The 21908-nt window shown below is 59.5% G+C and carries 20 protein-coding genes; 12 read left to right on the forward strand and 8 right to left on the reverse strand.

Translation table 11 applies throughout. The annotated features are described in order from the left end of the window. Window positions 1-157 precede the first annotated feature (157 nt). Window positions 158-2437, forward strand: coding sequence for a bifunctional diguanylate cyclase/phosphodiesterase (locus ACYQ54_RS02390; protein ID WP_460078939.1), 2280 nt, complete (start codon window positions 158-160; stop codon window positions 2435-2437). An 81-nt stretch (window positions 2438-2518) separates the two neighbouring features. Here the strand turns inward: ACYQ54_RS02390 and ACYQ54_RS02395 are convergent, their stop codons facing one another. Together ACYQ54_RS02395 and ppdK are read right to left on the reverse strand one after the other, a co-directional pair. Beyond that, window positions 2519-3475: an ArgK/MeaB family GTPase gene (locus ACYQ54_RS02395; protein WP_460078941.1), complete on the reverse strand. Its 957-nt coding sequence runs from the start codon at window positions 3473-3475 to the stop codon at window positions 2519-2521. Between the two features lie 41 nt (window positions 3476-3516). Beyond that, window positions 3517-6189, reverse strand: a complete 2673-nt coding sequence (gene ppdK / locus ACYQ54_RS02400) for a pyruvate, phosphate dikinase (RefSeq protein ID WP_460078943.1) — start codon at window positions 6187-6189, stop codon at window positions 3517-3519. A gap of 326 nt (window positions 6190-6515) precedes the next feature. Here ppdK and ACYQ54_RS02405 point away from each other — a divergent pair, with 326 nt between their 5' ends. Next, on the forward strand, window positions 6516-8303 hold the full coding sequence (locus ACYQ54_RS02405; RefSeq protein WP_460078944.1) for a tetratricopeptide repeat protein: 1788 nt from the start codon (window positions 6516-6518) through the stop codon (window positions 8301-8303). A 12-nt stretch (window positions 8304-8315) separates the two neighbouring features. Next, window positions 8316-9197 carry a 4-(cytidine 5'-diphospho)-2-C-methyl-D-erythritol kinase gene (locus ACYQ54_RS02410; protein WP_460078947.1) on the forward strand — a complete coding sequence of 294 codons (882 nt, stop codon included), beginning with the start codon at window positions 8316-8318 and terminating at the stop codon, window positions 9195-9197. Between the two features lie 97 nt (window positions 9198-9294). Here ACYQ54_RS02410 and ACYQ54_RS02415 read toward each other — a convergent pair whose 3' ends face one another. Continuing rightward, window positions 9295-10311: a polyprenyl synthetase family protein gene (locus ACYQ54_RS02415; protein WP_460078949.1), complete on the reverse strand. Its 1017-nt coding sequence runs from the start codon at window positions 10309-10311 to the stop codon at window positions 9295-9297. A gap of 174 nt (window positions 10312-10485) precedes the next feature. Between ACYQ54_RS02415 and ACYQ54_RS02420 the strand changes: the two genes are divergently transcribed. Continuing rightward, on the forward strand, window positions 10486-10722 hold the full coding sequence (locus ACYQ54_RS02420; protein ID WP_460078951.1) for a putative signal transducing protein: 237 nt from the start codon (window positions 10486-10488) through the stop codon (window positions 10720-10722). 1 nt (window position 10723) lies between these two features. Further along, complete coding sequence (locus ACYQ54_RS02425) at window positions 10724-11533, forward strand: tRNA1(Val) (adenine(37)-N6)-methyltransferase (protein ID WP_460078952.1); 810 nt, start codon at window positions 10724-10726, stop codon at window positions 11531-11533. A 17-nt stretch (window positions 11534-11550) separates the two neighbouring features. Here ACYQ54_RS02425 and ACYQ54_RS02430 read toward each other — a convergent pair whose 3' ends face one another. Together ACYQ54_RS02430 and ACYQ54_RS02435 are read right to left on the reverse strand one after the other, a co-directional pair. Beyond that, window positions 11551-11823: an usg protein gene (locus tag ACYQ54_RS02430; protein WP_460078955.1), complete on the reverse strand. Its 273-nt coding sequence runs from the start codon at window positions 11821-11823 to the stop codon at window positions 11551-11553. Between the two features lie 137 nt (window positions 11824-11960). Continuing rightward, the gene (locus ACYQ54_RS02435; protein WP_460078957.1) at window positions 11961-12308 is read right to left on the reverse strand and encodes a c-type cytochrome; all 348 of its coding nucleotides are present in this window, start codon (window positions 12306-12308) and stop codon (window positions 11961-11963) included. A 163-nt stretch (window positions 12309-12471) separates the two neighbouring features. Between ACYQ54_RS02435 and ACYQ54_RS02440 the strand changes: the two genes are divergently transcribed. From ACYQ54_RS02440 to ACYQ54_RS02450, 3 genes are all read left to right on the forward strand, one after another. Next, window positions 12472-13404 carry an AAA family ATPase gene (locus tag ACYQ54_RS02440; RefSeq protein WP_460078960.1) on the forward strand — a complete coding sequence of 311 codons (933 nt, stop codon included), beginning with the start codon at window positions 12472-12474 and terminating at the stop codon, window positions 13402-13404. A gap of 50 nt (window positions 13405-13454) precedes the next feature. Further along, window positions 13455-14669: a vWA domain-containing protein gene (locus tag ACYQ54_RS02445; protein WP_460078962.1), complete on the forward strand. Its 1215-nt coding sequence runs from the start codon at window positions 13455-13457 to the stop codon at window positions 14667-14669. A 271-nt stretch (window positions 14670-14940) separates the two neighbouring features. Next, complete coding sequence (locus ACYQ54_RS02450) at window positions 14941-15843, forward strand: hypothetical protein (RefSeq protein ID WP_460078965.1); 903 nt, start codon at window positions 14941-14943, stop codon at window positions 15841-15843. 59 nt (window positions 15844-15902) lie between these two features. On the opposite strand, the gene ACYQ54_RS02455 is transcribed toward ACYQ54_RS02450, so the two are convergent. Further along, entirely contained in the window at window positions 15903-16424 is a 522-nt protein-coding gene (locus ACYQ54_RS02455) for a L,D-transpeptidase (protein WP_460078966.1), read from the reverse strand. Window positions 16425-16738: 314 nt separating this feature from the next. Between ACYQ54_RS02455 and ACYQ54_RS02460 the strand changes: the two genes are divergently transcribed. Then, window positions 16739-17353 (forward strand): YceI family protein, encoded by a 615-nt coding sequence (locus tag ACYQ54_RS02460; protein WP_460078969.1) that lies wholly within the window; start codon window positions 16739-16741, stop codon window positions 17351-17353. Between the two features lie 78 nt (window positions 17354-17431). On the opposite strand, the gene ACYQ54_RS02465 is transcribed toward ACYQ54_RS02460, so the two are convergent. Beyond that, window positions 17432-18535 (reverse strand): branched-chain amino acid ABC transporter substrate-binding protein, encoded by a 1104-nt coding sequence (locus tag ACYQ54_RS02465; protein ID WP_460078971.1) that lies wholly within the window; start codon window positions 18533-18535, stop codon window positions 17432-17434. Window positions 18536-18860: 325 nt separating this feature from the next. Here ACYQ54_RS02465 and ACYQ54_RS02470 point away from each other — a divergent pair, with 325 nt between their 5' ends. From ACYQ54_RS02470 to ACYQ54_RS02480, 3 genes are all read left to right on the forward strand, one after another. Continuing rightward, window positions 18861-19388, forward strand: coding sequence for a flavin reductase (locus ACYQ54_RS02470; protein WP_460078972.1), 528 nt, complete (start codon window positions 18861-18863; stop codon window positions 19386-19388). A gap of 54 nt (window positions 19389-19442) precedes the next feature. After that, entirely contained in the window at window positions 19443-20447 is a 1005-nt protein-coding gene (locus ACYQ54_RS02475; RefSeq protein WP_460078975.1) for a P1 family peptidase, read from the forward strand. Between the two features lie 85 nt (window positions 20448-20532). Beyond that, window positions 20533-21051: a DUF3833 family protein gene (locus ACYQ54_RS02480; RefSeq protein WP_460078977.1), complete on the forward strand. Its 519-nt coding sequence runs from the start codon at window positions 20533-20535 to the stop codon at window positions 21049-21051. Window positions 21052-21230: 179 nt separating this feature from the next. On the opposite strand, the gene ACYQ54_RS02485 is transcribed toward ACYQ54_RS02480, so the two are convergent. After that, window positions 21231-21812 carry an NAD(P)H-dependent oxidoreductase gene (locus tag ACYQ54_RS02485; protein WP_460078979.1) on the reverse strand — a complete coding sequence of 194 codons (582 nt, stop codon included), beginning with the start codon at window positions 21810-21812 and terminating at the stop codon, window positions 21231-21233. Window positions 21813-21908 lie beyond the last annotated feature (96 nt).

Below are 21908 nucleotides of genomic sequence, written 5' to 3' on the forward strand. Positions count from 1 at the left end.
GATAGGCACAGGTTACGGGCCTGCGCAGCAAAGATCTTTCAGGCTGCTTGCAAAACCGGATCCGCCCTCCTGAGACTTTACCCTTAATTTACTTAGAATTTGGGGCATTCCTTAACCCAGATCGACAATACTCGGCCCAAAGTAACCGGGCTCGTATATGTACAATTCGTCTAAAAACTCCGGCGGCCAGATAGCAAACGCGATCATCATTCCGATGGTTGTTATCGTCATGATATCCGTGTTCGGTATCTTTGGCCTGCTGCACTGGTCTGCCCGTCTGTCAGACGAAACCGCTGTTGAATCCCAGAACAAGCTCATTGCCGGCGCCCTGCAACTGACCCAGAATTATATGGTCAAGCAGCAGAACGGCGTCGTGATCTGGGACGAAGCCTATCACCGGGTGAACCAGATCAACCCCGATGAAGGCTGGATCTACAACAACCTGATGCATTGGTTGTTCCAGAACCACGGCTTCACCAAGTCGATCCTGATCAACCGCGACTATGATGTTCAGACAGTCTATGCGCAGAACCACACCAACAAGTGGATGACGCAGGAGCTGTTCCAGGAACTCAAGCCCGCAATTGCCAAGGTTCGCGCCCGCTACATCATTTCCTTCCGCCGCACGCCGTCCGGTCTTTACAGCTTCGTGCCGCAAAGCAGCGATGCCCGCCGGTCGATTGCCGAAACCGGCGTCATCTCTCTGGCTGGTGAACCTTATCTCTTCAGTGCAGCCGCCGTCATGCCGCAGATCCAGTCGATCTCCCGGGTACGGTTTCCGCCCGCTGTACTGGTCAGCATGGTGCCCTTGCGCGGGGAGAAACTGGCGGAAATCTCGGAAATGTCGCGTCTTGACGGATTTGTTCTGGCCAACAACCAGACCGTTCGCGAGGGTGTCGGCCGCTATCTGCTCAGGTCGCCACTTGGACAGGATGTCGGCCTGATTGCCTGGCAGACGACCGAGCCCGGTACCCAGATGATACGACGGATCAATCCGTTTCTGGCGCTAGCCGCCTTCATGATCGCCGCCGTCGTCATCGCAGTGACCATCTTTACCCGTCAGATGACCAAGCGTCTGGCACGCAGTGAGGCCAAGGCCGTGCATGCAGCCCGCCACGACGCCCTGTCTGGCCTGCCGAACCGTGCCCGGTTCCATGCACTGCTGACGGACATACTGGACGAAAGCGCTGCCAATGGGACCAACACCGCCGTCGTCTATATCGACCTCGACCATTTCAAGGACATCAACGACACGCTTGGCCATTCCGCCGGCGACAAGGTGATCACCGCCGTCGCCCAGCGGCTGCGGCGCGTCATTCCTGAAACCGGGATCGTCGCGCGCATCAGCGGCGACGAATTCGCGATGGTCATCAAGGACTGCGAAGACGATGTCTGGCTGGAGTACATTCTCGATCAGGTTCAGGACGAGATCGGCCGGCCAATCATGATCGGCCGGCGTGAGCTTCATGCCAGTCTGTCCATGGGTGCAGCGGTCGCCCCGCGCGACGGCAACGATCCGGATGAATTGCTGCGCAAGGCCGATATCGCGCTATACGATGCCAAGGCGAATGGCCGGAACCGCCGGTCTTTCTTCGAACCGAACATGGAGCACCACGTCCAGTCCAAGGACCGGCTCTCCCGCGAACTCCGGCTGGCGCTCAAGAACGACGAACTGGACCTTGCCTATCAGCCGCAATCCGACACGTCGGCCAAACGGATCGTCAGTGTCGAGGCGCTGGCCCGCTGGACCAAGGAAGATGGCACCGTCATTTCCCCGGCCCAGTTCATTCCCGTGGCAGAGGAAACCGGGCTGATCAACGATCTGGGCATCTGGGTGCTCAACAAGGCCTGTTCCAAGGCACATGATTGGCCGGGCATCACCGTGTCGGTCAATGTTTCGCCGAACCAGTTCAAGCATCCGCGCTTCGTTGAAAAGGTCATGGCAATCCTCGCCGCCAACAACCTGCCGCCGCAGCGCCTGGAAATCGAAGTGACGGAAAGTGTCTTTGCCGGACGCAACGACTCGGTGTTGAAAGCGCTGCGCAGGCTGAAGAACCTGGGCGTGAAGGTCGCGCTCGATGATTTCGGCTCAGGCTATTCAAGCCTCAGCTATCTGCGCCGGTTCCCTTTCGACACGCTCAAGATCGACCGGGATTTCGTCTCCGACATGAACGGCAATGCCGAGGCCGAAGCCATTCTGGTTTCGATCATCCAGCTCGGCAAGGCGCTCGGCATGACCATTGTCGCCGAAGGCATCGAGACCAAGGACCAGATCCGCTTCCTGCAGGCGCACGACTGCAATCGCATGCAGGGCTACTACATCTCCCGTCCGTTGACCGATACGGCCCTGACGCAGTTCCTGGAAGAGTTTCACCGCGCAAGCAGCCCCGGCTTCGGCACTGATCTGAGCTACCAGGCCCGCGCAGCGGAAGCATGATAGGTCCCGGCGGGAATTCAGCCTGCCTTCTCGCCCCGGGCCGATAGCAGCGCCTGCCAGGGACGCACTTCTCCGGGGGGCTCAAACTTCCAGCAGCGGCCTGACCTTGCTGGCAAAGCGGTAAAAGCTCGCGAAGGGAGCGGTCTCGGCTGATATCAGCCAGTCCTGTCCCGCACCAGCGGCGAGCTTCAGGCCTGCGTGACCGAACTCGGTGCGCACCATATCCTTGAACCAGGCCACGTGCTGCTCGGTCCGCTGCCCTTGCAACGAATCGCCGGAGGCAATGTGGTCATGATGACGCGTCCAATGCCCGACCAGTTCATCAATTCCGCTGGAAGTCTGAGCGGAAACTTCGCACACGGGAACCTTCCACCCTTGCGTGTCAGCCGTGTCGCTCAGCGACAAGGCGCCGGCAACATCCGAGGCAGCCCGGCGCGCGAGCGCACCCATGTCGGCCTTGGTAACCGCTACGATATCCGGCAATTCCATGATGCCGGCCTTCATGAACTGCAGGCTGTCACCCGATCCGGGCTGGATACACAGCACCACCGTGTCGACCGCCTGTTTCAGATCGCCTTCCGACTGGCCGATACCGACGGTTTCAACGATTACGCAATCGCATACGCACCTGAGAACGGCAATCGCCGCGACGGTGTGATCGGACAGACCGCCGAGTCTGTCACGCGCGGCCATGGAACGGACGAAAACGCCGTCGTCGGACGGGTCGGTTTTCAATCGCGTCCGGTCGCCAAGCAGCGCTCCGCCGGTCACAGCGGAAGACGGGTCGATTGCGAGCACCGCCACCGTCTGCCCTGCCGCCCGGCACGCCTTGATGAGCGCGTCCGTCAGGCTGGATTTACCGACGCCAGGCGGACCAGTGAGGCCGAGTACCTTTGCGCTGGCTTCACCGGCAGCACGATCGAGAAAGGCTGCGGTTTCAGCCTCCCCGGCATGGCTTTCCAACCGGCTGAGTACCCGCGCGAGCTGCCTCTTGCCGCCCGCGCGCAGGGTGTCCAGCGTGGGATAGGCATCGCTCACACCGCACTCTCCCTGACCTCGACCGGACTTCCCAGCCCCATTCAGCTTCCGGACTTGTGCTTCAGGGCCGCCTGCGCAGCCGCCAGCCGGGCGATCGGCACACGGAAGGGCGAACAGGAGACATAGTCCAGGCCGACGCTTTCGCAGAAGAAGATGGAGGCGGGATCGCCGCCATGCTCTCCGCAAATGCCGAGCTTGATGTCGGGACGTGTGGACCGGCCTCGCTCGACGCCGATCTTGATAAGTTCCCCGACGCCTTCCTGATCGAGCGAGACGAACGGGTCCTGCTCCAGAAGACCACGCGTCTGATAGGTGCCCAGGAAGGAGGCCGCATCGTCGCGCGAAATACCGAAGGTGGTCTGTGTCAGGTCGTTTGTGCCGAAGGAGAAGAACTCGGCCGACTGGGCGATTTCCGCAGCCTTCAGCGCGGCCCGCGGCAGTTCCACCATCGTGCCGATCTGATAGGTGAGTACCGCACCGGTCTCGCTCATCACCGCCTTTGCCATCGCTTCGATGCTCTGGCGCACGAGGTCAAGTTCACCCTTGAGGCCGACCAGCGGAACCATGATTTCCGGCACCACGGGTGCACCGGTTTTCTTCGCGGCTTCTACAGCCGCCTCGAAGATGGCCCGCGCCTGCATTTCCGCGATTTCCGGATAAGACACCAGCAGGCGGCAACCACGATGGCCAAGCATCGGGTTGAATTCTTCCAGAGCCAGTGCACGGTCGCGCAGCAGCTCCGGGTCAGCACCCATTGCTTTGGCGACGTCGGCCAGTTCCTCTTCCGATTTCGGCAGAAATTCATGCAGCGGCGGATCCAGCAGACGGATGGTCACCGGCAGCCCGTGCATGATCTCGAAGAGATCGGTAAAATCCTGCCGCTGCATCGGCAGCAGCTTGGCAAGTGCCGTCCGGCGGCCGGCTTCGGTTTCCGCCAGGATCATCTCGCGTACGGCCACGATGCGCTCGCCTTCGAAGAACATATGCTCCGTGCGGCACAGGCCGATGCCTTCGGCACCGAATTCCCGCGCCACCTTGGCATCCTGCGGCGTTTCGGCGTTGGTGCGCACGCGCATGCGGCGCACCTTGTCGGCCCAGCCCATCAGCGTTCCGAAATCGCCCGACAGCGTCGGCTGCAACATTTCGACCTCGCCGACGAGCACCTGCCCGGTGGCACCGTCGATGGTGATGATGTCGCCTTCCTTGAGCTGCCGTCCGGCAGCGTTGATCACGCCGTTTCGATAGTCGATCCGCAGCATGCCTGCCCCGGCGACACAGGGTTTGCCCATGCCGCGCGCAACCACAGCCGCATGGCTTGTCATACCGCCACGGCTGGTCAGGATGCCTTCGGCCGCATGCATGCCGTGAATGTCTTCCGGGCTGGTTTCCACGCGCACGAGGATCACCTTCCGGCCTTCCGCCTTGGCCTTCTCCGCCTCGTCGGAGGAGAAGACAATAGCCCCGGACGCAGCGCCCGGAGACGCAGGCAGGCCGGTCGTGATCACGTCGCGCTTTGCTTTGGGATCGATGGTTGGGTGCAGCAACTGGTCGAGCGCTGCCGGCTCTACGCGGCCGATGGCCTCTTCCTCACCCAGCAGCCCTTCCGCCACCATGTCGACCGCGATCCTCAGCGCCGCCTTGGCGGTGCGCTTGCCGGAACGGGTCTGCAGCATCCACAGCTTGCCCTTTTCGATGGTGAATTCCAGATCCTGCATGTCCCGGTAATGGGCTTCCAGCTTGGCACAATAGGTCTGGAATTCTGCAAAGGCCTCCGGCATCAGCGCTTCCAGCGACGGGCTGGAAGACCCGGCCCCGATGCGGGCTTTCTCGGTGATATCCTGCGGCGTGCGGATACCGGCAACCACGTCTTCGCCCTGGGCGTTGACGAGGAATTCGCCATAAAGGGCATTTTCACCGGTGGACGGATTGCGCGTGAAGGCAACACCGGTTGCAGAGCTCTCGCCCATGTTGCCGAAGACCATCGCCTGAACGTTGACAGCAGTTCCCCAGGACGACGGGAGGTCATGCAGGCGGCGATAGGTGACCGCGCGCGACACCATCCAGGAACTGAATACGGCGCCGATCGCGCCCCAGAGCTGTTCCTGCGGGTCCTGCGGGAACGGCTTTTCCAGTTCCTCTTCCACCAAGGCCTTGAACTTCTCGATAATGCCCAGCCAGGCGTCCGCATCGATTTCGGTATCGAGCGTCAATTCATTGCGATCCTTGTATTCTTCCAGGATCTCTTCGAACTCGTGATGGTCGAGACCCAGCACCACGTCTGAATACATCTGGATGAAACGGCGATAGCTGTCGTAGGCAAAACGCCGGTCGCCCGCCTCTCGCGCAATCGCTTCGACCGTCTGGTCGTTAAGGCCGAGGTTAAGCACAGTGTCCATCATGCCGGGCATGGAAACGCGAGCGCCCGAGCGAACGGAAACAAGCAGCGGCCGCTCCGGATCGCCAAATTTGCGGCTGGTCTCCTCGCCGATCCTGTCCAGCGCCTCAAGAACCTGCGCAGTCAGCGTTTCGGGATAGGATTTTTCGTGGTCGTAATACCAGGTGCAAACTTCCGTGGTGATCGTGAAGCCCGGTGGCACGGGCAGACCCAGGCTGCTCATTTCAGCAAGGTTTGCGCCCTTCCCGCCAAGAAGATTACGCATGTCCGCAGCACCTTCTGCAGAACCATTGCCGAAACTGTAGACCCACTTGGTCATCTGACACTCTCCTCGCCTAGTTCGGTCTGCGACACGTCGCACGCAGCCAACTCGCATTTTCTTTCCGGCAGTGACCGGGACACGCGCGCGCCCGATCTTTTTGCACTGCACATTCCTGCTACGGCAACTGCTTGTCTTCAAGCCCTTTTTCAGCGAAAGCAGTTATGATTGGTCCTAAGTCTTAGCATTTCCGACGTTGAGCAAAATCAAAAGGATTTAAACCCGCAGAAAGTTATCCCGGCTGCCTTGCCGGGCAGCCTTAAAGACGCCATTGTCAAAGGTAATAAGCAGTAAACCCACCAGATTCAGGGATAGAAGTGCGAACAATGATGACAAATCCGACCGGTGCCGTTTCGACTAGGGATCGCAGTCCTCTCCGCCGGAAACTGCTTGCGCTGGTCAGCGTGCTCGCCCTTCTTCCCGCAACGGCATTTGCCGAAACGAGCACCGAACCGGAAAGCCTCGGCACTCCTTCCGACCTGCCTTTCACCCTGTCCGGCAGCTATCTGTCCGGTCGCCTGGCCGGTTTCCAGAAAGACTATGCCCAGGCGGCGGCCTTTTATGAAGAAACTCTGGCGGCCGATCCCAGCAACACGATGCTGCTGGAGCGCACCTTCCTCTTGAAGCTGGCCAACGGTGATGTCGAACAGGCCGTTGTCTACTCCAAGGAACTGGAGAACGCGGGTCTGCAGAATTTTCTCGCCCAGCTGACGCTCGGCGCACAGGAAATGCTGGACGGCCGCTATGAAAAGGCCAACGAAGAACTTGAACGGGGCAGGAACGGCCCGCTCGCCCAGCTTTCCATCGGCATCTCCCGCGCCTGGACCCTTTATGGCAGTGGCAAGATCGATGAAGCCGTCGCAATGATCGACGGCCTTGAGGGGCCGGACTGGTTCGAAGTCTTCAAGTCGACCCACAAGGCTCATCTCCTGTTTGCAGCTGGCCGCAGCAAGGAAGCGCTGGAAGCCGCCGAAAGCGCCTATGCGATTGACCAGGGCGCCCTGCGCGTCGTGGACGCCTACACGCGCCTCCTGGCCGCCAATGGGCGCCAGAAGGAAGCGCTTGATGTGCTCGATCAATACGACGCGCAGTTCCGCGGCCATCCCAAGCTTGACGAGACGCGCAAGGCCATCACCAGCGGTGAGATCATTCCGCCACTGGTAACCGATCCGGCTGCAGGCATGGCGGAAATTCTCTATGGCCTCGGTGCGGTGATCGGCCGTGACGGCGGAGAGGAACTGTCCACCTCCTACCTGCAGCTTGCGCTTTACCTGGATCCCAAGGCCGAATTCGCGGCCATTGCCCTCGGCAGCGTCTTTGAACGGATGGAGCAGCCGGAACGGGCCATCGAGGCCCTGATGATGGTGCCCGACGACAGCGTGCTGAAGCGCGAAGCCGAAATCCAGGTCGGCATGAACTACAACGCCCTTGAGATGGTCGACGAGGCCCGCAGCCATCTGGAAGAGCTGATCAAACAGGACCCGTCAGATCTTGAAGCCGTGATTGCGCTCGGCAATATCCTGCGTGCTCACGAAATCTACGACGAGGCTGAGGCAACCTACACCAAGGGTCTCGACACCATTTCCAACCTGGAGAGCCAGCATTGGCTGCTTCTCTATTTCCGCGGCATCGCCCGGGAAAGACTTGGGAAATGGGAGCTAGCCGAAGCCGATTTCCGCAAGGCGCTCGAACTCAACGACAACCAGCCACTTGTACTCAACTATCTCGGCTATTCCCTGGTCGATCAGGGTCTGAAGCTGGATGAAGCCCTGGGCATGATCCAGAAGGCAGTCGAACTGCGGCCGACGGACGGTTATATCGTCGACAGCCTTGGCTGGGTCTATTTCCGGCTCGGCCGCTACGAGGAAGCGGTGAAGGAACTGGAGCGGGCTATCGAACTGCGCCCGGCCGATCCGGTCATCAACGATCACCTGGGCGATGCCTACTGGATGGTCGACCGCCGCAACGAGGCGCGCTTCCAGTGGAACCATGCCCGCGACCTGGGACCGGACGCAGAAGAATTGCCGAAGATCCTCGACAAGATCGCCAATGGCTTGCAGGAGGTTCCCGGAACGGATGCCGCCAAAGCCGAGACCGGCAAGAACGGCGGTTGACCGGACACTCTCATGGCCCCTGCCTCTAAGTCTTCCCCCCGCGTGGAGCTGGCCCGGGCCAAGGTCAACTTGGCTTTGCACATAACCGGCAGGCAGCCTGACGGCTATCACCTGCTGGATTCGCTCGTGGTCTTCCCTCAGATCGGCGACAGGCTTGCTGTCGAAGCCGCCGACGCGCTGGACTTGCGCGTCGAAGGCCCGTTCGCGCGGGACCTCACCGGCCCGGTTGAAGACAATCTCATTCTGAAAGCCGTGCGCAACTTCGCCGAGAAGGCAGGCGTTGACGTTCCGCAGGTTCGCCTGACCCTCACCAAGCGCCTGCCTGTCGCGTCCGGCATCGGTGGTGGTTCCAGCGACGCGGCAACCACCTTGCGTCTCCTGGAAGATTTCACCGGCATCTATCTTGCCGAGGAAGACCTGCACGAACTGGCGCTGACGCTCGGGGCGGATGTTCCCGTTTGCCTGTTTCCAGAACCCCAGATCATGCGGGGTATCGGCGACAACCTCAACGCCGGCCCGGACCTGCCGTCCTGCGGCATAGTACTTGTAAACCCGCGGGTCGGTGTTTCCACCCCGGAAGTCTTCAATTCCTTGGAGCGGCGTGACAATCCTCCAATGGACCTCATGCCGGAAAAATTCGAAACGCTGGCGTCCCTGGTCGCCTATCTGGCGAGCTGCCGCAACGATCTGCAGGACGCGGCCAAGGGCCTGTGTCCGGAAATCGGCCTGGTGCTGTCAGAACTGGACGCCGACACCCGCATCGAACTTGCAAGAATGTCCGGTTCCGGTGCGACCTGCTTCGGCTTGTGCGAACTCAAGGACAGCATGGATATCGAACGCGCTCTGCGCAGCGCCCATCCGGACTGGTGGATCGCCTCTGGTCCGCTATCGTGACCAAGCGTATACCCAACCGGTAACTGTCACAAAAAAAGCCGCCGTTACATCAACGGCGACTTTTCGATTTAAGCTTAAAATCAGATCCTTGCGAGCGTCAGCTCACACGGGAGATACAGAAGGCAACAGCATCGCCCAAGGCATCGCTATGGGCTCCTGACGGAAGCGTATCGAGGGCTGCAAGGGCCTTGTTGCCGTAGTCCTTTGCCCGTTCAACTGTTTCGGCCAGGGCATCATATTTCTTCAACAGCTCGATAGCCTGCTCCAGATCACCGTCCTGGATCTCCTCGCCTTCCAGACAACGTCTCCAGAAGTCGCGATCGGCATCGGTGCCCCGGGCAACGGCCAGCACCACCGGCAAGGTGATCTTGCCTTCACGGAAGTCATCGCCGACGTCCTTGCCGAGGTCAGCCGATGACCCGCCATAGTCCAGCGCATCGTCAACCAGCTGGAACGCATAGCCCAATTCCATGCCATAGGTCCGGGCGGCGCGTTTCATTTCGGTTGACTGGCCGGCGATAACCGGGCCGACTTCGGCGGCCGCTGCAAACAACGCAGCAGTCTTTGCTTCGATAACCCGCAGATAGTCGGCTTCAGTCGTCGCTATATTCTTTGCGGCGCCAAGCTGCAGCACTTCGCCTTCCGCAATGACTGCCGAGGCGGTGGACAGGATGCGAAGCGCTTCCAGAGAACCGACGTCCACCATCATCTTGAAGGCCTGACCAAGCAGGTAATCGCCGACAAGCACACTGGCCTGGTTGCCCCAGAGCTTGCGCGCGGCAAGCTTGCCCCGGCGCATGTCACTCTCGTCGACAACGTCGTCATGCAGCAGCGTGGCGGTGTGCATGAATTCCACACTGGCAGCCAGTGTCACATGGCCATCGCCCTGGTAGCCGAACATGTCCGCACAGGCCAGCGTCAGCATCGGCCGAAGCCGCTTGCCACCGGAGGAAATCAGATGCTTGGCGATTTCCGGGATCAATTCAACATTCGATCCTGCCTTCGACAGGATCAGCTGGTTGACCTCGCCCATGCCGCCGGACACCAGATCAACGAGCGACTGAATGCTCGGACGGCGCGGCTGATCGTCTGTATAAGTTGCAACAACGGCCACTAATGGCACTCCCTGAATATTTGAGCGGACAATATGTTGCGAACGGCTTCGGGGCAAGCCGCCAATCCATTGACAAACTGTTGAAATGCCGCAATCAGCTGGTTTTGCTGTAAACCGTTTGAACGGCCCCCTTCATTCGGCCGCAGGACATGGACCGCTAACGCCGGGAATCTTATGGAAGAACTAGTCAGAACAAACGATCCCGTCCTGATCTCCTTTCTGGAATCGATTCTCGAAGACGCCGGCATCAAACATTTTGTCGCAGACGGCAACATGAGCATCCTCGAAGGCTCCCTGGCCATGATCCCTCGCCGTATCCTTGTCGATTCCGACCAGATCCAGGTGGCGCGCAAGCTGGTGCGCGACGCGGGTCTGGAACATGAACTGAGGCCGGAAGGCGGCCAGGTCTGACATGAACACGCCGACGGAAATCACCGGCAGCGAAACGCAGGAAACGACCCACGACGCCTTTCTCGGCGGCAAGGTCTACGTGCACCAGCCCAGACGCGGCCGGCACAGGGCTGGTCTTGACGCGGTTTATCTGGCAGCTGCCCTGCCGGACGGTACCAGGGGGCATGTTGTCGATCTTGGCTCCGGCGTTGGCACGGCCGGTTTTTGCGCCGCCGCGCGCCTGCCGGAAATTAACGTGACGCTGGTTGACATCGACGACACCGTGCTCGCCCTTGCCAGACGAGGTCTGGAAGATCCGGCCAACAGTGCTTTTTCAGCCCGTGTATCCCTCCTGGAAGCCGACATTACTGCAAAGGGAAGTGTGCGCCACGCTGCGGGTCTCACGCCCGCGTTGGCCGACCATATCATCATGAACCCTCCCTACTACGAGGCAGACCGTTTCCGGGCATCGCCCAACTCAGCTCGTGCTGGCGCACATATGCTGGATGACCGGGGTCTGGAGCCCTGGGCCAGAACGGCAACGGACATTGTCAAGGAAGGCGGCAGCCTGACGGTGATTTTCCGGGCTGACGGGCTGCAGGAGTTGTTGAGCGTGCTCAAGGGCCGTTTCGGCGCAGTTGAAGTGATCCCGCTGCGTCCGCGACAGGACGCGGCGGCAACACGCATTCTCGTCCGCGCCATCCGCGCCAGCAAGGCACCCTTGCGGCTGATGCCGGGGTTTGTATTGCATGAGGGGGACGGATCCGATTTCACCCCTCAATCAAAAGCCATCATGCGTGACGGCGAAGGACTTGGTCTCAGCGCGCGCTGATCCCCTCGCTTCCCCACTCAATGCAAGACGAACTCTCCGTCCGCATACCGGAAATCCACCGGCGAGATCAGCGTCTGATGCGCAACGCGCACCGAGTGAATGCGGCCTTCTATTTCCCGTTCCCAGAACACCAGAAACCGGTTCAGTTCCGGAAACTTCGGTGCCAGATCTTCCGTTTGCCAGAGGAAGCTCTGCAGGAGTTTGGGGTGATCGGGAAGACGGTAGAGGATTTCCGCCGTCATCAGTCCGTAGCCGAGAAGGCGCTTTTCAAAGTCAGAGCTGGTTTTCATGCCAATCCTTTCTTCTGTGCAAAGAAAGATTGTCACGGAAATTGGGTTAACCAAACCCGACTTTTGGATATTAACTGTTTAAAAACAGCATTTTAGCAGCACTCTAACGGCATTGCTAACAACAGGTGGCTTACCGGTCATTTCGTCTGGATGGAGCTCAGATACCCCAGAAAAGCGTCGATGTCATCCGGTTCGAAGGCGAATTCAGGCATGTTGTCGTGTGCGGTCACGATGCCTTCCGCCAAAGGCTCTTCCAGGCTTTCCAGCGGATAGCGGCTTGCGAGATCACGAAAGGCGGGCGCCCCCGCCTGCGCACTCTGGTCGTCCCGGCCGACCGCGTGGCACGTTGCACAATGGATTTCCGCAAGTTCCTGTCCGGTAGCAAGACTCACCGGATCGGTCGGATAGGCTCCGTCAGACGCCACGGCAGACGATGCGGCGAACAGGATGACGGCGACACCCAAAAACGGCTTGTTGCACGACACTCTACTTCCCTCCCTTGAATCAGTTTCGCTTTTATAGAAGGTTCGGAACCGGAAACCCATTAGGGGGAACACTGTGGCCACGGAAAATGTGCTCACAAGGGCAATGTTATTGCTGCCCGTCTCTCTATATAACCGGGGTAACAACCCGTTCACCGGAGGAATTATGAACCAGTTGCCGGCTTCCATTGACGACACTCTCGCCCTGATGGACCAGGCGGGCTATGTGGCCGACCGGTCGCTTGCCACCGTGCTGCATCTGGCCCTGAAGATGAAACGCCCCCTTTTTCTGGAAGGCGAAGCCGGTGTCGGAAAGACGGAAATTGCCAAGGTCCTGTCCACCACGCTCGGACGAGACCTGATCCGTCTGCAGTGCTACGAGGGCCTTGATGTGGCCTCCGCCGTCTATGAATGGAACTATCCCGCCCAGATGGTGGAAATCCGCGTTGCGGAAGCTTCCGGCGACACCGAACACACCGAGCTTTCCAAGTCCATCTTCGATGAGCGCTTCCTGATCAAGCGTCCGGTGCTGCAGGCTCTGGAGCCATCGCTCTCCGGCGCGCCGGTGTTCCTGATCGATGAACTTGACCGGGCCGATGAAGCCTTCGAGGCCTTTCTTCTGGAAGTGCTGGCCGACAATCAGGTGACTATCCCCGAACTCGGCACCGTGAAGGCTGCCGAACCGCCGATCGTCATCATCACGACCAACCGCACGCGTGAAATTCACGACGCCCTGAAAAGGCGCTGTCTCTACCACTGGGTCGATTATCCCGATGCCGAGCGCGAGTTGGAGATTGTCCGCCGCAAGGTTCCCGGTGCTGCCCAGCGTCTTGCCAGCGAAGTCGTCGCTTTCGTCCAGAAGCTGCGCGCCGACGAGGACCTGTTCAAGCAGCCCGGTGTCGCAGAGACCCTGGACTGGGCGACGGCCCTTTCCGAACTCAACGAGATGGCGCTGGATCCGGACATGGCATCCGACACGCTTGGCGTTCTGCTCAAATACCAGGACGACATCGAACGGGTGCGTGGATCAAAAGTGCGTCAGATGATCGACGACATCCGCAAGGATGCGCCGCACCAGCAGTCCATGCCGGCGGTGTGACGCAGTGACTAAAGTGCAAGGGTTCCAGCACACTCGTGTGGGAGGCAGCTATGCCAGCCTCACCTGAACTGCGTTCTCGGATCACGGACAACATCGTCTATTTCGCCCGTACCTTGCGCAAGGCCGGCGTTCCCGTGGGTCCAGCCTCTGTTGTAGATGCGGTGGCGGCCGTCGAAGTGTCTGGCATCGAAAGCCGGGAAGATCTTTACTGGACGCTGCATGCTGTCTTCGTGCGCAAACGCGAACAGAAAGTCCTGTTTGACGAGGCCTTCCGGATCTACTGGCAGAGCCGCGGCCTGATCGAAAAGATGCTGGCGATCCTGTCGCCGGTCGCCCCGCCCCGGGGTGCTCCGGAAAAACCCAAGGCCGGTCAGACACGTGTTTCCCAGGCGTTTCAGGCAGCGCAGGAACGGGTTGCCGAAGAAACGGTTCCGCAGATCGAGGTCGACGCAAAGTTCACGGTCTCCGGCAAGGAATTGCTGCAATCCAAGGACTTTGCCCAGATGACCTCAGATGAAATTGCCGAGGCGAAGCTGGCTCTTCGGGCCATGACCATGCCGATGGACAAGATCAGGCTCCGCCGTTTGAAACCGGCCTCAAAAGGCAAGGTCAATCCACGCCGCACCTTGCGCGCGTCCATGCGCGCAGGCGGCGACATCATCGATCTCAAGTTCCGCAAGCCGGTGGAAAAACGCCCGCCGCTTATCGCTCTTTGCGATATCTCCGGCTCCATGAGTCAGTACTCCAGGCTGTTGTTGCATTTTCTCCACGGCCTGACGGCGGAACGGCGGGATGTGCACACTTTCCTGTTCGGCACGCGGCTGTCCAATGTCACCCGGCAACTGAGAATGAAGGATCCCGACGAAGCGCTGGAAGCCTGCTCGGAAGGCGTGGAGGACTGGTCGGGCGGTACCCGCATCGCCTCCGCACTGCATGATTTCAACCGGCATTGGTCGCGCCGCGTTCTCTCCGGCAAGCCGACCGTGCTTCTGATAACCGACGGCCTGGAGCGGGACACGGACGAGGATCTTGAGCGGGAAATCGATCGGCTGCACCGCTCCTGCCGACGGCTCATCTGGCTCAACCCCCTGCTCCGTTTCGAGGGCTTCGAGGCAAAGGCGAAGGGCATTCGCGCGATGCTGCCGAATGTGGACGAATTCAGAGCGGTCCATTCGCTCGACGCCGTGGCCGATCTTGTCGCTGCCCTCTCGGGATCCGGCGGCCGCGACAGCAGCGCCAATCCGAAACGCTGGTTGAAGTCGTGAAACAGCCGAACCGTCGCTCACACGGCGTTCAAGCTGCGCTGTCGCGGTTCCAGAGAAGGCGCTGAGGGAGGAGACCCTACCGGCATCGTGTTGGGGCACTTGATGCTGGCAGGGTCCAGGGAGGTCGTTTGCTGGCCTCGACCAAATCATATATTCAAACTTACGAAACTAAATGCGACATGCTGTCTCTACGTCATGGAGCGTTTTGTCGTGCGAACTAATCCTCGAAATTCCGACTGATCTGCGCTACGTTCAAGAGGCATGATGATAATTGTCTTCGCTTGAACTGCTGCCGACAATGACCAAGAACAGCGACCAGGATCTCGATAAAACAGTCTACCATCAAGTAATTGGCTGCTCGATCCTACTCGTCATCCTGTTCGGCCTCGGTCACAACATCTTTCTGTCTTCCGGTGATCCGTTTTCCGGCCCCAAGCCGTCGACACATCCATTTACGGCAATGGGATTTCTCGTCCTTGCCGGGTCCATTTTCTTCCGGCCTCAATGGGCGCACTCGGTCTGGCTCAAAGGCATTCTGTGCTGGCTGATGATCCTGCTGGCGGGCCTTCGCATAGCCGAAGCCCTGTTTCCTGATCACATTACGTTTTACGAAGACAGTTGGCTCAGCCAGTCCCTGGAAGCCGTCGGCATGTATGGGCGCTTCTCCATCGAAACCGCCATTTTCCTGATTTGCTGTTTCGGCTTTGAACTTTCCCAGGAACGGCACACGATTGTCAGGCTGCTCCTGGTGTCCGTCTGCCTTGCGATCCTGTCGTTCGGGTTTGCCGAGACGGTCTACTCGTTCTTTCTGTGGGGGAACGAGCTGTCGATGATTACCCAGTTCGGAATGTGGCTGGTTTCGCTGGATCTTCTGGTGCAAATGCGCAATCAACCACCGTTCCGGATCGTACTGCAACCCGGCCGTTCCAGCTTCTATCTTCAATTCACCGCGCTTGCGCTCTACCTGCTGCCCATGATCATCGGCATAGTGGTGCTTAACAAACTGCAGGTATCTCCTTCCGAACAAGCCCCGTTCGAGCTCATTTTCGCTGGCGCCAGCTGTGTTTTGCTTGGGGCAGTCTTGCTGCTTGGCACTTATCTGGACCGCAAGAAACCACCGGAAAACGCCTGGTCATCAACCGCCTCCAGGCGTGACCGACACCAAGACGACTGATCCCCAGGACGACTGATCCTTCGCGGCAAGAACGGCAAGCCTGAACACCAGAAGCGAGATCAGGGCAACGCCACAACCGGCGTGCGCACGGTTACGCGTTGAAACAGGTCCTGAATGTCGTGATTGGCCATCCGGATACAGCCGTAGGACACCGCGCGCCCGATGGAACCGGGCCGGTTGGTGCCGTGAATGGCGTAGTTTCCGTTGGAAAGCGTCATTGCGGCAACGCCCATCGGATTGTTGGGTGCGCCTCCGCGAATGACCGTCGGCAAATTCGGAAAGTCACGGCGGACTTCTTCTGACGGAGCCCAGTCGGGCTTTACATATTTTGCCGTGATAAAGGCCTCACCAATCCAGGATTTCTGCCTTTTTCCGACAGCGACCTTGTAACGGATCGCCCGGTTGCTGCCGAGCACCAGATAAAGCCGCTTTTCGGAATTCTTGATGACGATGGTTCCGGCACGAAATCGTGCATCCGAGAAGCCCACCACTTCGGCGGCATTCGCTGAAACAGTCAGGATCGCGGTCGTGGCAAACAGCAATGTGGCAATGAATAACTGGAACAAGGAGATCAGACGCATTACAAACTCCGTGCAGGTGCTTGCAGATTACCTTGCCCTTTCCCTTGAAAGAACCTGGAAGGGCCTATTTTCTTACCAAACGGTTAATGCGCATCCCGGCCACATGGGACAATACGGACCGACTGTCTGGTTACCCCGAGGCCAAGCCAATACCGGTCAAGCGGCTGAATCTTCGCCTGTGATGGGCGTCACCGTGCCTGGCCGTGCCACGTGAGAGACTGCATCCACGGCTCCAGAAAGCGGGCCAAAGTCGTGAAATTTGCGGAACCTCACCGCACGAGTTGCATCGTTGATCTAGTTCAAGGACCTGTCGAATGACCCATACATCTGCCGCCATCCGCGGTTTCGGCCGCCATTTTCGGAAAACCGCAACCACCCTCGCCTGTCTGGCTGCACTCGCAGCAGCTCCGCTGCCGGCCCTTGCCGGTACGCTGACAGGCACTTACCTGCTTTCACCTGCACAACTGGCTACCGGCTTTTCTGTCCGAGTGCTCGGCCGTGGTCCTGTGACAGGCGAATTCAAGACCGTGTCGGGCAAGATGACACTTGACCAGAACCGTCCGGAAAAGAGCCGCGTTGTCGTGAAGGTCGACCTGAGAAGCGTTCACACAAATAACGACAAGGTCACCGGTTTCCTGAAAAGTTCGGCTATGTTCGACGTCGCCAACCATCCGGTTGCGACCTTCCAGAGCACCCGGGTGCGCATCACCGGACAGAACACGGCGGAAGTCGAGGGTGTCTTGAGCCTTCGCGGTCAGCAGAAACGCACCAAGCTTTCTGTGACGATCAACGATAGCAAGGCCAACGGAAAGGTCGGCTTCGAAGTTTCAGGCGGATTTTTCCGCAGCCTTTATGGCATGGAGGCCGGACTGCCGATCTATGCCGACAAGGTCAACCTCAAGATCAGCGGCACCGGCACCCGAAGCTGAACCGCACCGATCGACCTTTTTAAGAAGCACGCGCGCCACTCCAGGCCGCGTGCTCTTGTTATCTGCAAGCGCTTCCCGCTATCGGGCTTGCGGCACACCATCCCGCCATTCGTAGACGATGTAATCCGGCAAATTGCCGTCACCGTTTTCGTCAAATGTCACGGCACCGACAACCGTGTCAAAGGTCGCGCTCCGAAGAGCGGTAGCAACTTCCGGCAAGGCCGTGCTGCCGGCCGCCTCAACGGCCTGTGCCCAGGCCTGAATGGCAGCATAGGTTGTTAACGTGAAGCGGTCGGCTGACAGGCCCGCATCTTCCAGAGCCTCGACGAGACTTTGCGCTTCCGGTCGATCACGGGGAATTTCCGGATAGGTCAGCAAGGTTCCGTTGCCCGCCTCGCCAGCAACGGACCAATAGTCCGCCGTCATCAGCGCGTCCCCGGCCACCAGGACGGCATCCAGTCCCTGACGTTCCATTTCCAGCTTGATCAAGCCTGCTTCCGGGTGATAGCCGCCGAGATAGACGACATCGACAGCCTGTAGCTTCAGTTGCGATACGAGACTGCGAAAGTCATCGCCTCCCGCGTCGAAGCCGAGCGCCATGCTTTCGCTTGTCCCGAGGCCGTTTATCACCGCCTTGACCGCATCAGTGAGCCCCTTGCCATAGGCAGTCTTGTCATGAAGCAAGGCAATTCTCTTGCCGCTGAAGTTCTCCGCGAGGAACCGGCCGGCCACTTCTGCCTGCCGGTCGTCCCTGGGAGCGAGACGGAAGATGCCGTCCCCCGGCCGCTCGTCGGTGAATTTCGGCAAGGTTGTCGCCGGTGACATCTGCAGAATCCCGGCACCGGCATAGACTTCGCTGGCGGCGATCGAACTGTTGAAACACAAATGCCCGGCAACAAAGACGACACCTTTGCCGATCAGCTGGTTGGCAACGGCCGCCGCCTGGTCCGCATCGCAGCCGTCATCGGCGATTTCAAGAACCAATGTCTCGCCATTGACGCCACCGGCCGCATTCAGATCAGCAACCGCCTTTTCCGCTCCGGTGCGCATTTCTTCGCCGAAGGCGACAAACTGGCCTTTCATCGGTCCAGCGACTGCGATCCTTATGTCGGCAACAGCGGGTGTCGCAACAACGCCGTAAGCAAGTAAGCCAACGCTAGCCATAAGCTGCTGTAAGGTCATTCGTCTCCCCGGTGTGCGATGATCGCTCCTCTACCCCTAGCGCGGGCCGGTCCGCAGCTCAATCCGGACTTGTGGCGAAGGTGGCAAAAGCCGGTCTCTTGCCCCATATGAAACGGCAAGTGCCGGGCATCTGGCTTCATAACAACACATATGCAATCGGTCTCGTGCGCACTATCAGAAGGTGATTAACCTTGAAATATCAGAACAACTTGCCTGCGTTGAGTTGACCACAGCATGGTCTAGGCATCCCCGGTCTGGCCGCCTAAACTCCCGTCCGCGTCAGACAGACGAATGATTCCCGCAGAGCCGCCCAGGAGCCGACTTGATGTCCCCATCCTCTTCAGATCCCGGAGATCAGGACAGGCTTCCACTGGATACCGCTATTTTCCGGGAAGCCATGAGCCGGATTGCCGCGGCCGTGCACGTGGTGACCACCGATGGCCCCGGCGGCCGCATGGGCGCAACCGTTTCCGCCGCCTGTTCGGTCAGCGATGAACCCGCCAGCATTCTGATCTGTCTCAACAAGAAAACGCGCATTCATGGCGCGGTTCTTCAAAACCGCTGCTTCTGCCTCAACACGCTCAGTGACGATCACGAGGAAATTTCCGACACCTTCGCCGGCCGTGACAAGCTGGAGATGCCTCAAAGGTTCGAGAAAGGCGACTGGACAAGTCTTGCCACCGGCTGCCCGGCTCTCGACAGCGCGCGTCTCAGCGTCGATTGCGAGGTTCATTCAGTCACGGAAATGGGCACGCATTCGATCATCGTCGGCACCGTTGCCGACCTGCGCATGACCGACCCCGGCAAATCGCTTCTCTATGTCCGCCGGGGTTACAAAAGCCTCGACACCTGACACACAGCCGATCAAACTCCCTTTTATCCACCTTCAATCAAGGACCGTCAGCCCATGGCCGGTTTACGTAATCTGATCACCGATGTTCCGGGCCTGAAGATCGGCAATGCCTCCGATCTCGAACTGAAATCCGGCGCAACCGTGCTCGTACCGGACGAACCCGCGGTCACTTCCGTTGCCATTCACGGCGGTGCGCCGGGCACCCGCGAGATCGCCCTGCTGGAACCGGAACAGACCGTCGAGAAGATCGACGCCATCGTGCTCGCCGGTGGGTCCGCTTTTGGTCTGGATGCAGGCGCAGGTGTTCAGGGGCGCCTTGCCGAACTCGGCTACGGCTTTCAGATCGGCCCGGTCCGGGTGCCGATCGTGCCAACGGCCATCCTGTTCGATCTTCTGAACGGCGGCGACAAGAGCTGGGGTCAGGCGGCCCCTTACCGGGACCTCGGGCGCTCCGCACTTGATGCTATCGGTCATGATTTCTCCCTCGGCTCGGTCGGCGCCGGCACTGGCGCCACCACAGCCAATCTGAAGGGGGGGCTCGGGTCCGCCTCCCATGTGCTGGACAACGGCATCACGGTCGGGGCCATTGTGGCGGTGAACGCTCTTGGGCGGGCAACTGTCGGTGACAGCGCTCACTTCTGGGCCGCCCCGTTTGAAATCGGCGACGAATTCGGAGGCCTCGGCATGGCCCATCCACTGCCGCAGGACGCCATCACGGTCCGCACCAAGCTGGACGGCCTCAAGGCTGGTGCCAACACGACGATTGCAGCCGTTGCGACAGACGCCATTTTGACAAAGGGTGAGGCAAAACGGCTTGCGGTTATGGCGCATGACGGCCTGGCCCGCGCGCTCTGGCCGGCCCATACCCCCCTCGACGGAGACCTGGTCTTCGCGCTGTCCACGGGTCAGCGCCGGATGGAAAACGGACTGGAGGACATGGTCCAGCTCGGGGCAGCGGCAGCCTCTTGCCTGGCACGTGCCATCGCCCGCGGTGTCTACAACGCCTCCCCGGCGACCGACGATCCGGTCCCCACCTGGAAAGAACGCTTCGGAAGCTGACCGCCGGGAAAGTCCCGCCGCCAGATCCGATACGCGCCGGGCTGCGTAAGCTGGGCAGATTTTCCTGAAGGAGGTTCTGCCCGTCATGAACTATGCCCGCCGATTTCTGCTCCTTGCCCTGTTTGCCATTGGTGTTGCCGCCTCTGTGCCCGCACATGCCAAGCCATTGGTCCTGGAAGACTTCTTTCGCGGCAAAACCATCGGCAAGGGCGTTTTCGAAAGCAAGATCGCCGGGGTCTACCGCCCGTTCACCGTCATGCTGACGGGAACGTGGAACCGGCGCACCTTCACACTCAGGCTTCGCGAGGATTTCGTCTATGACGATGGCGAACGCGACACCAAGACCTGGTTTTTTCAGAAAGTTGCCGAAGACCGCTACATAGGCCAAAGAGCCGATGTTCTTGGGCCGGCCAACGTCCGCACCAATTCGGATGGAGCCCTTCGTTTTTCCTATGTCGCCAGCCTCGAGACCGAAAACGGTCCCTTGCTGCTCAGGTTCGACGACACGTTGAAACAGGTGGACCGCAACACGGTCAAAAATACCGCCAAGGTCATGAAGGCGGGGATCACCGTGGGGACGGTTTCGCTGACATTCAAAAAATGACACCTGCCGCGTGAAGGGGCTGATTGGCGCCCTGCCTGCGCGATAGCGTGACTTTCAACGAAAAGCAGCTTGGGCGAACGTTTCTTGCGGCACAGGCAGCAACCGGAAGCCCGAACTTGGTGCAGTAAAAATGCAGACGTTCAAAGGCTTCCAATTTGCGAAAACGGATGGAACGGGCGTTACGCAGCCTTGCGTCCCAGCGCAGCTGCCCGTCCCAGCATCTTCCGCTTTGCTTCCTCGCTCGATCCGCGGATTGGTGAGAACATGTGGTAGCCCCTGGGCTTGAGACCGCAGAAGTCGAGGATCTGTTTCTCGGTCTGCTTTTTTGCTCCAGCGCCATAGATCCACGTAAAATACCAGCCAGGCGTGTCGGAGGTCACCAAAACCTGCGCGGTGCGCCCCTTGAGCAGCTTTTCGGGCAAGGGTTTGCCTTTCACGTATTGAAAGGACATTCCCGGAAGAAGGATCCGGTCGAACAGGCCTTTCAGCTTGCCCGGAAGGCCACCCCACCAAAGTGGATGTGTCAGCACGAGATGCTCACACCACACAATGTCCTGCCACAGCGCTTCCAGATCAGGTTCAAGAGGCTTGACATCCTTGAAGGATGACACTCCGAAATCGGCGTCGAACTTCAGGTCCGCAAGATGCCGGACGCGAACGTCGTTGCCGCCCTGTTGCGCATGATCGGCATATTCCGCTGCAAGAGCACCGCAGAAGGTGTCCCTGGCCGGGTGTCCTTCCAATACCAGTATTCGTGTCATGTCCAACCTTCATGAGTTTGCAGGCACCAAAGCGCCAAAATTGACCATGGTCATTTTTTGACATTGTGCGCCGCATCCGTCAAGATATTTTTTGAC

Source organism: Roseibium sp. LAB1, assembly GCF_054658235.1.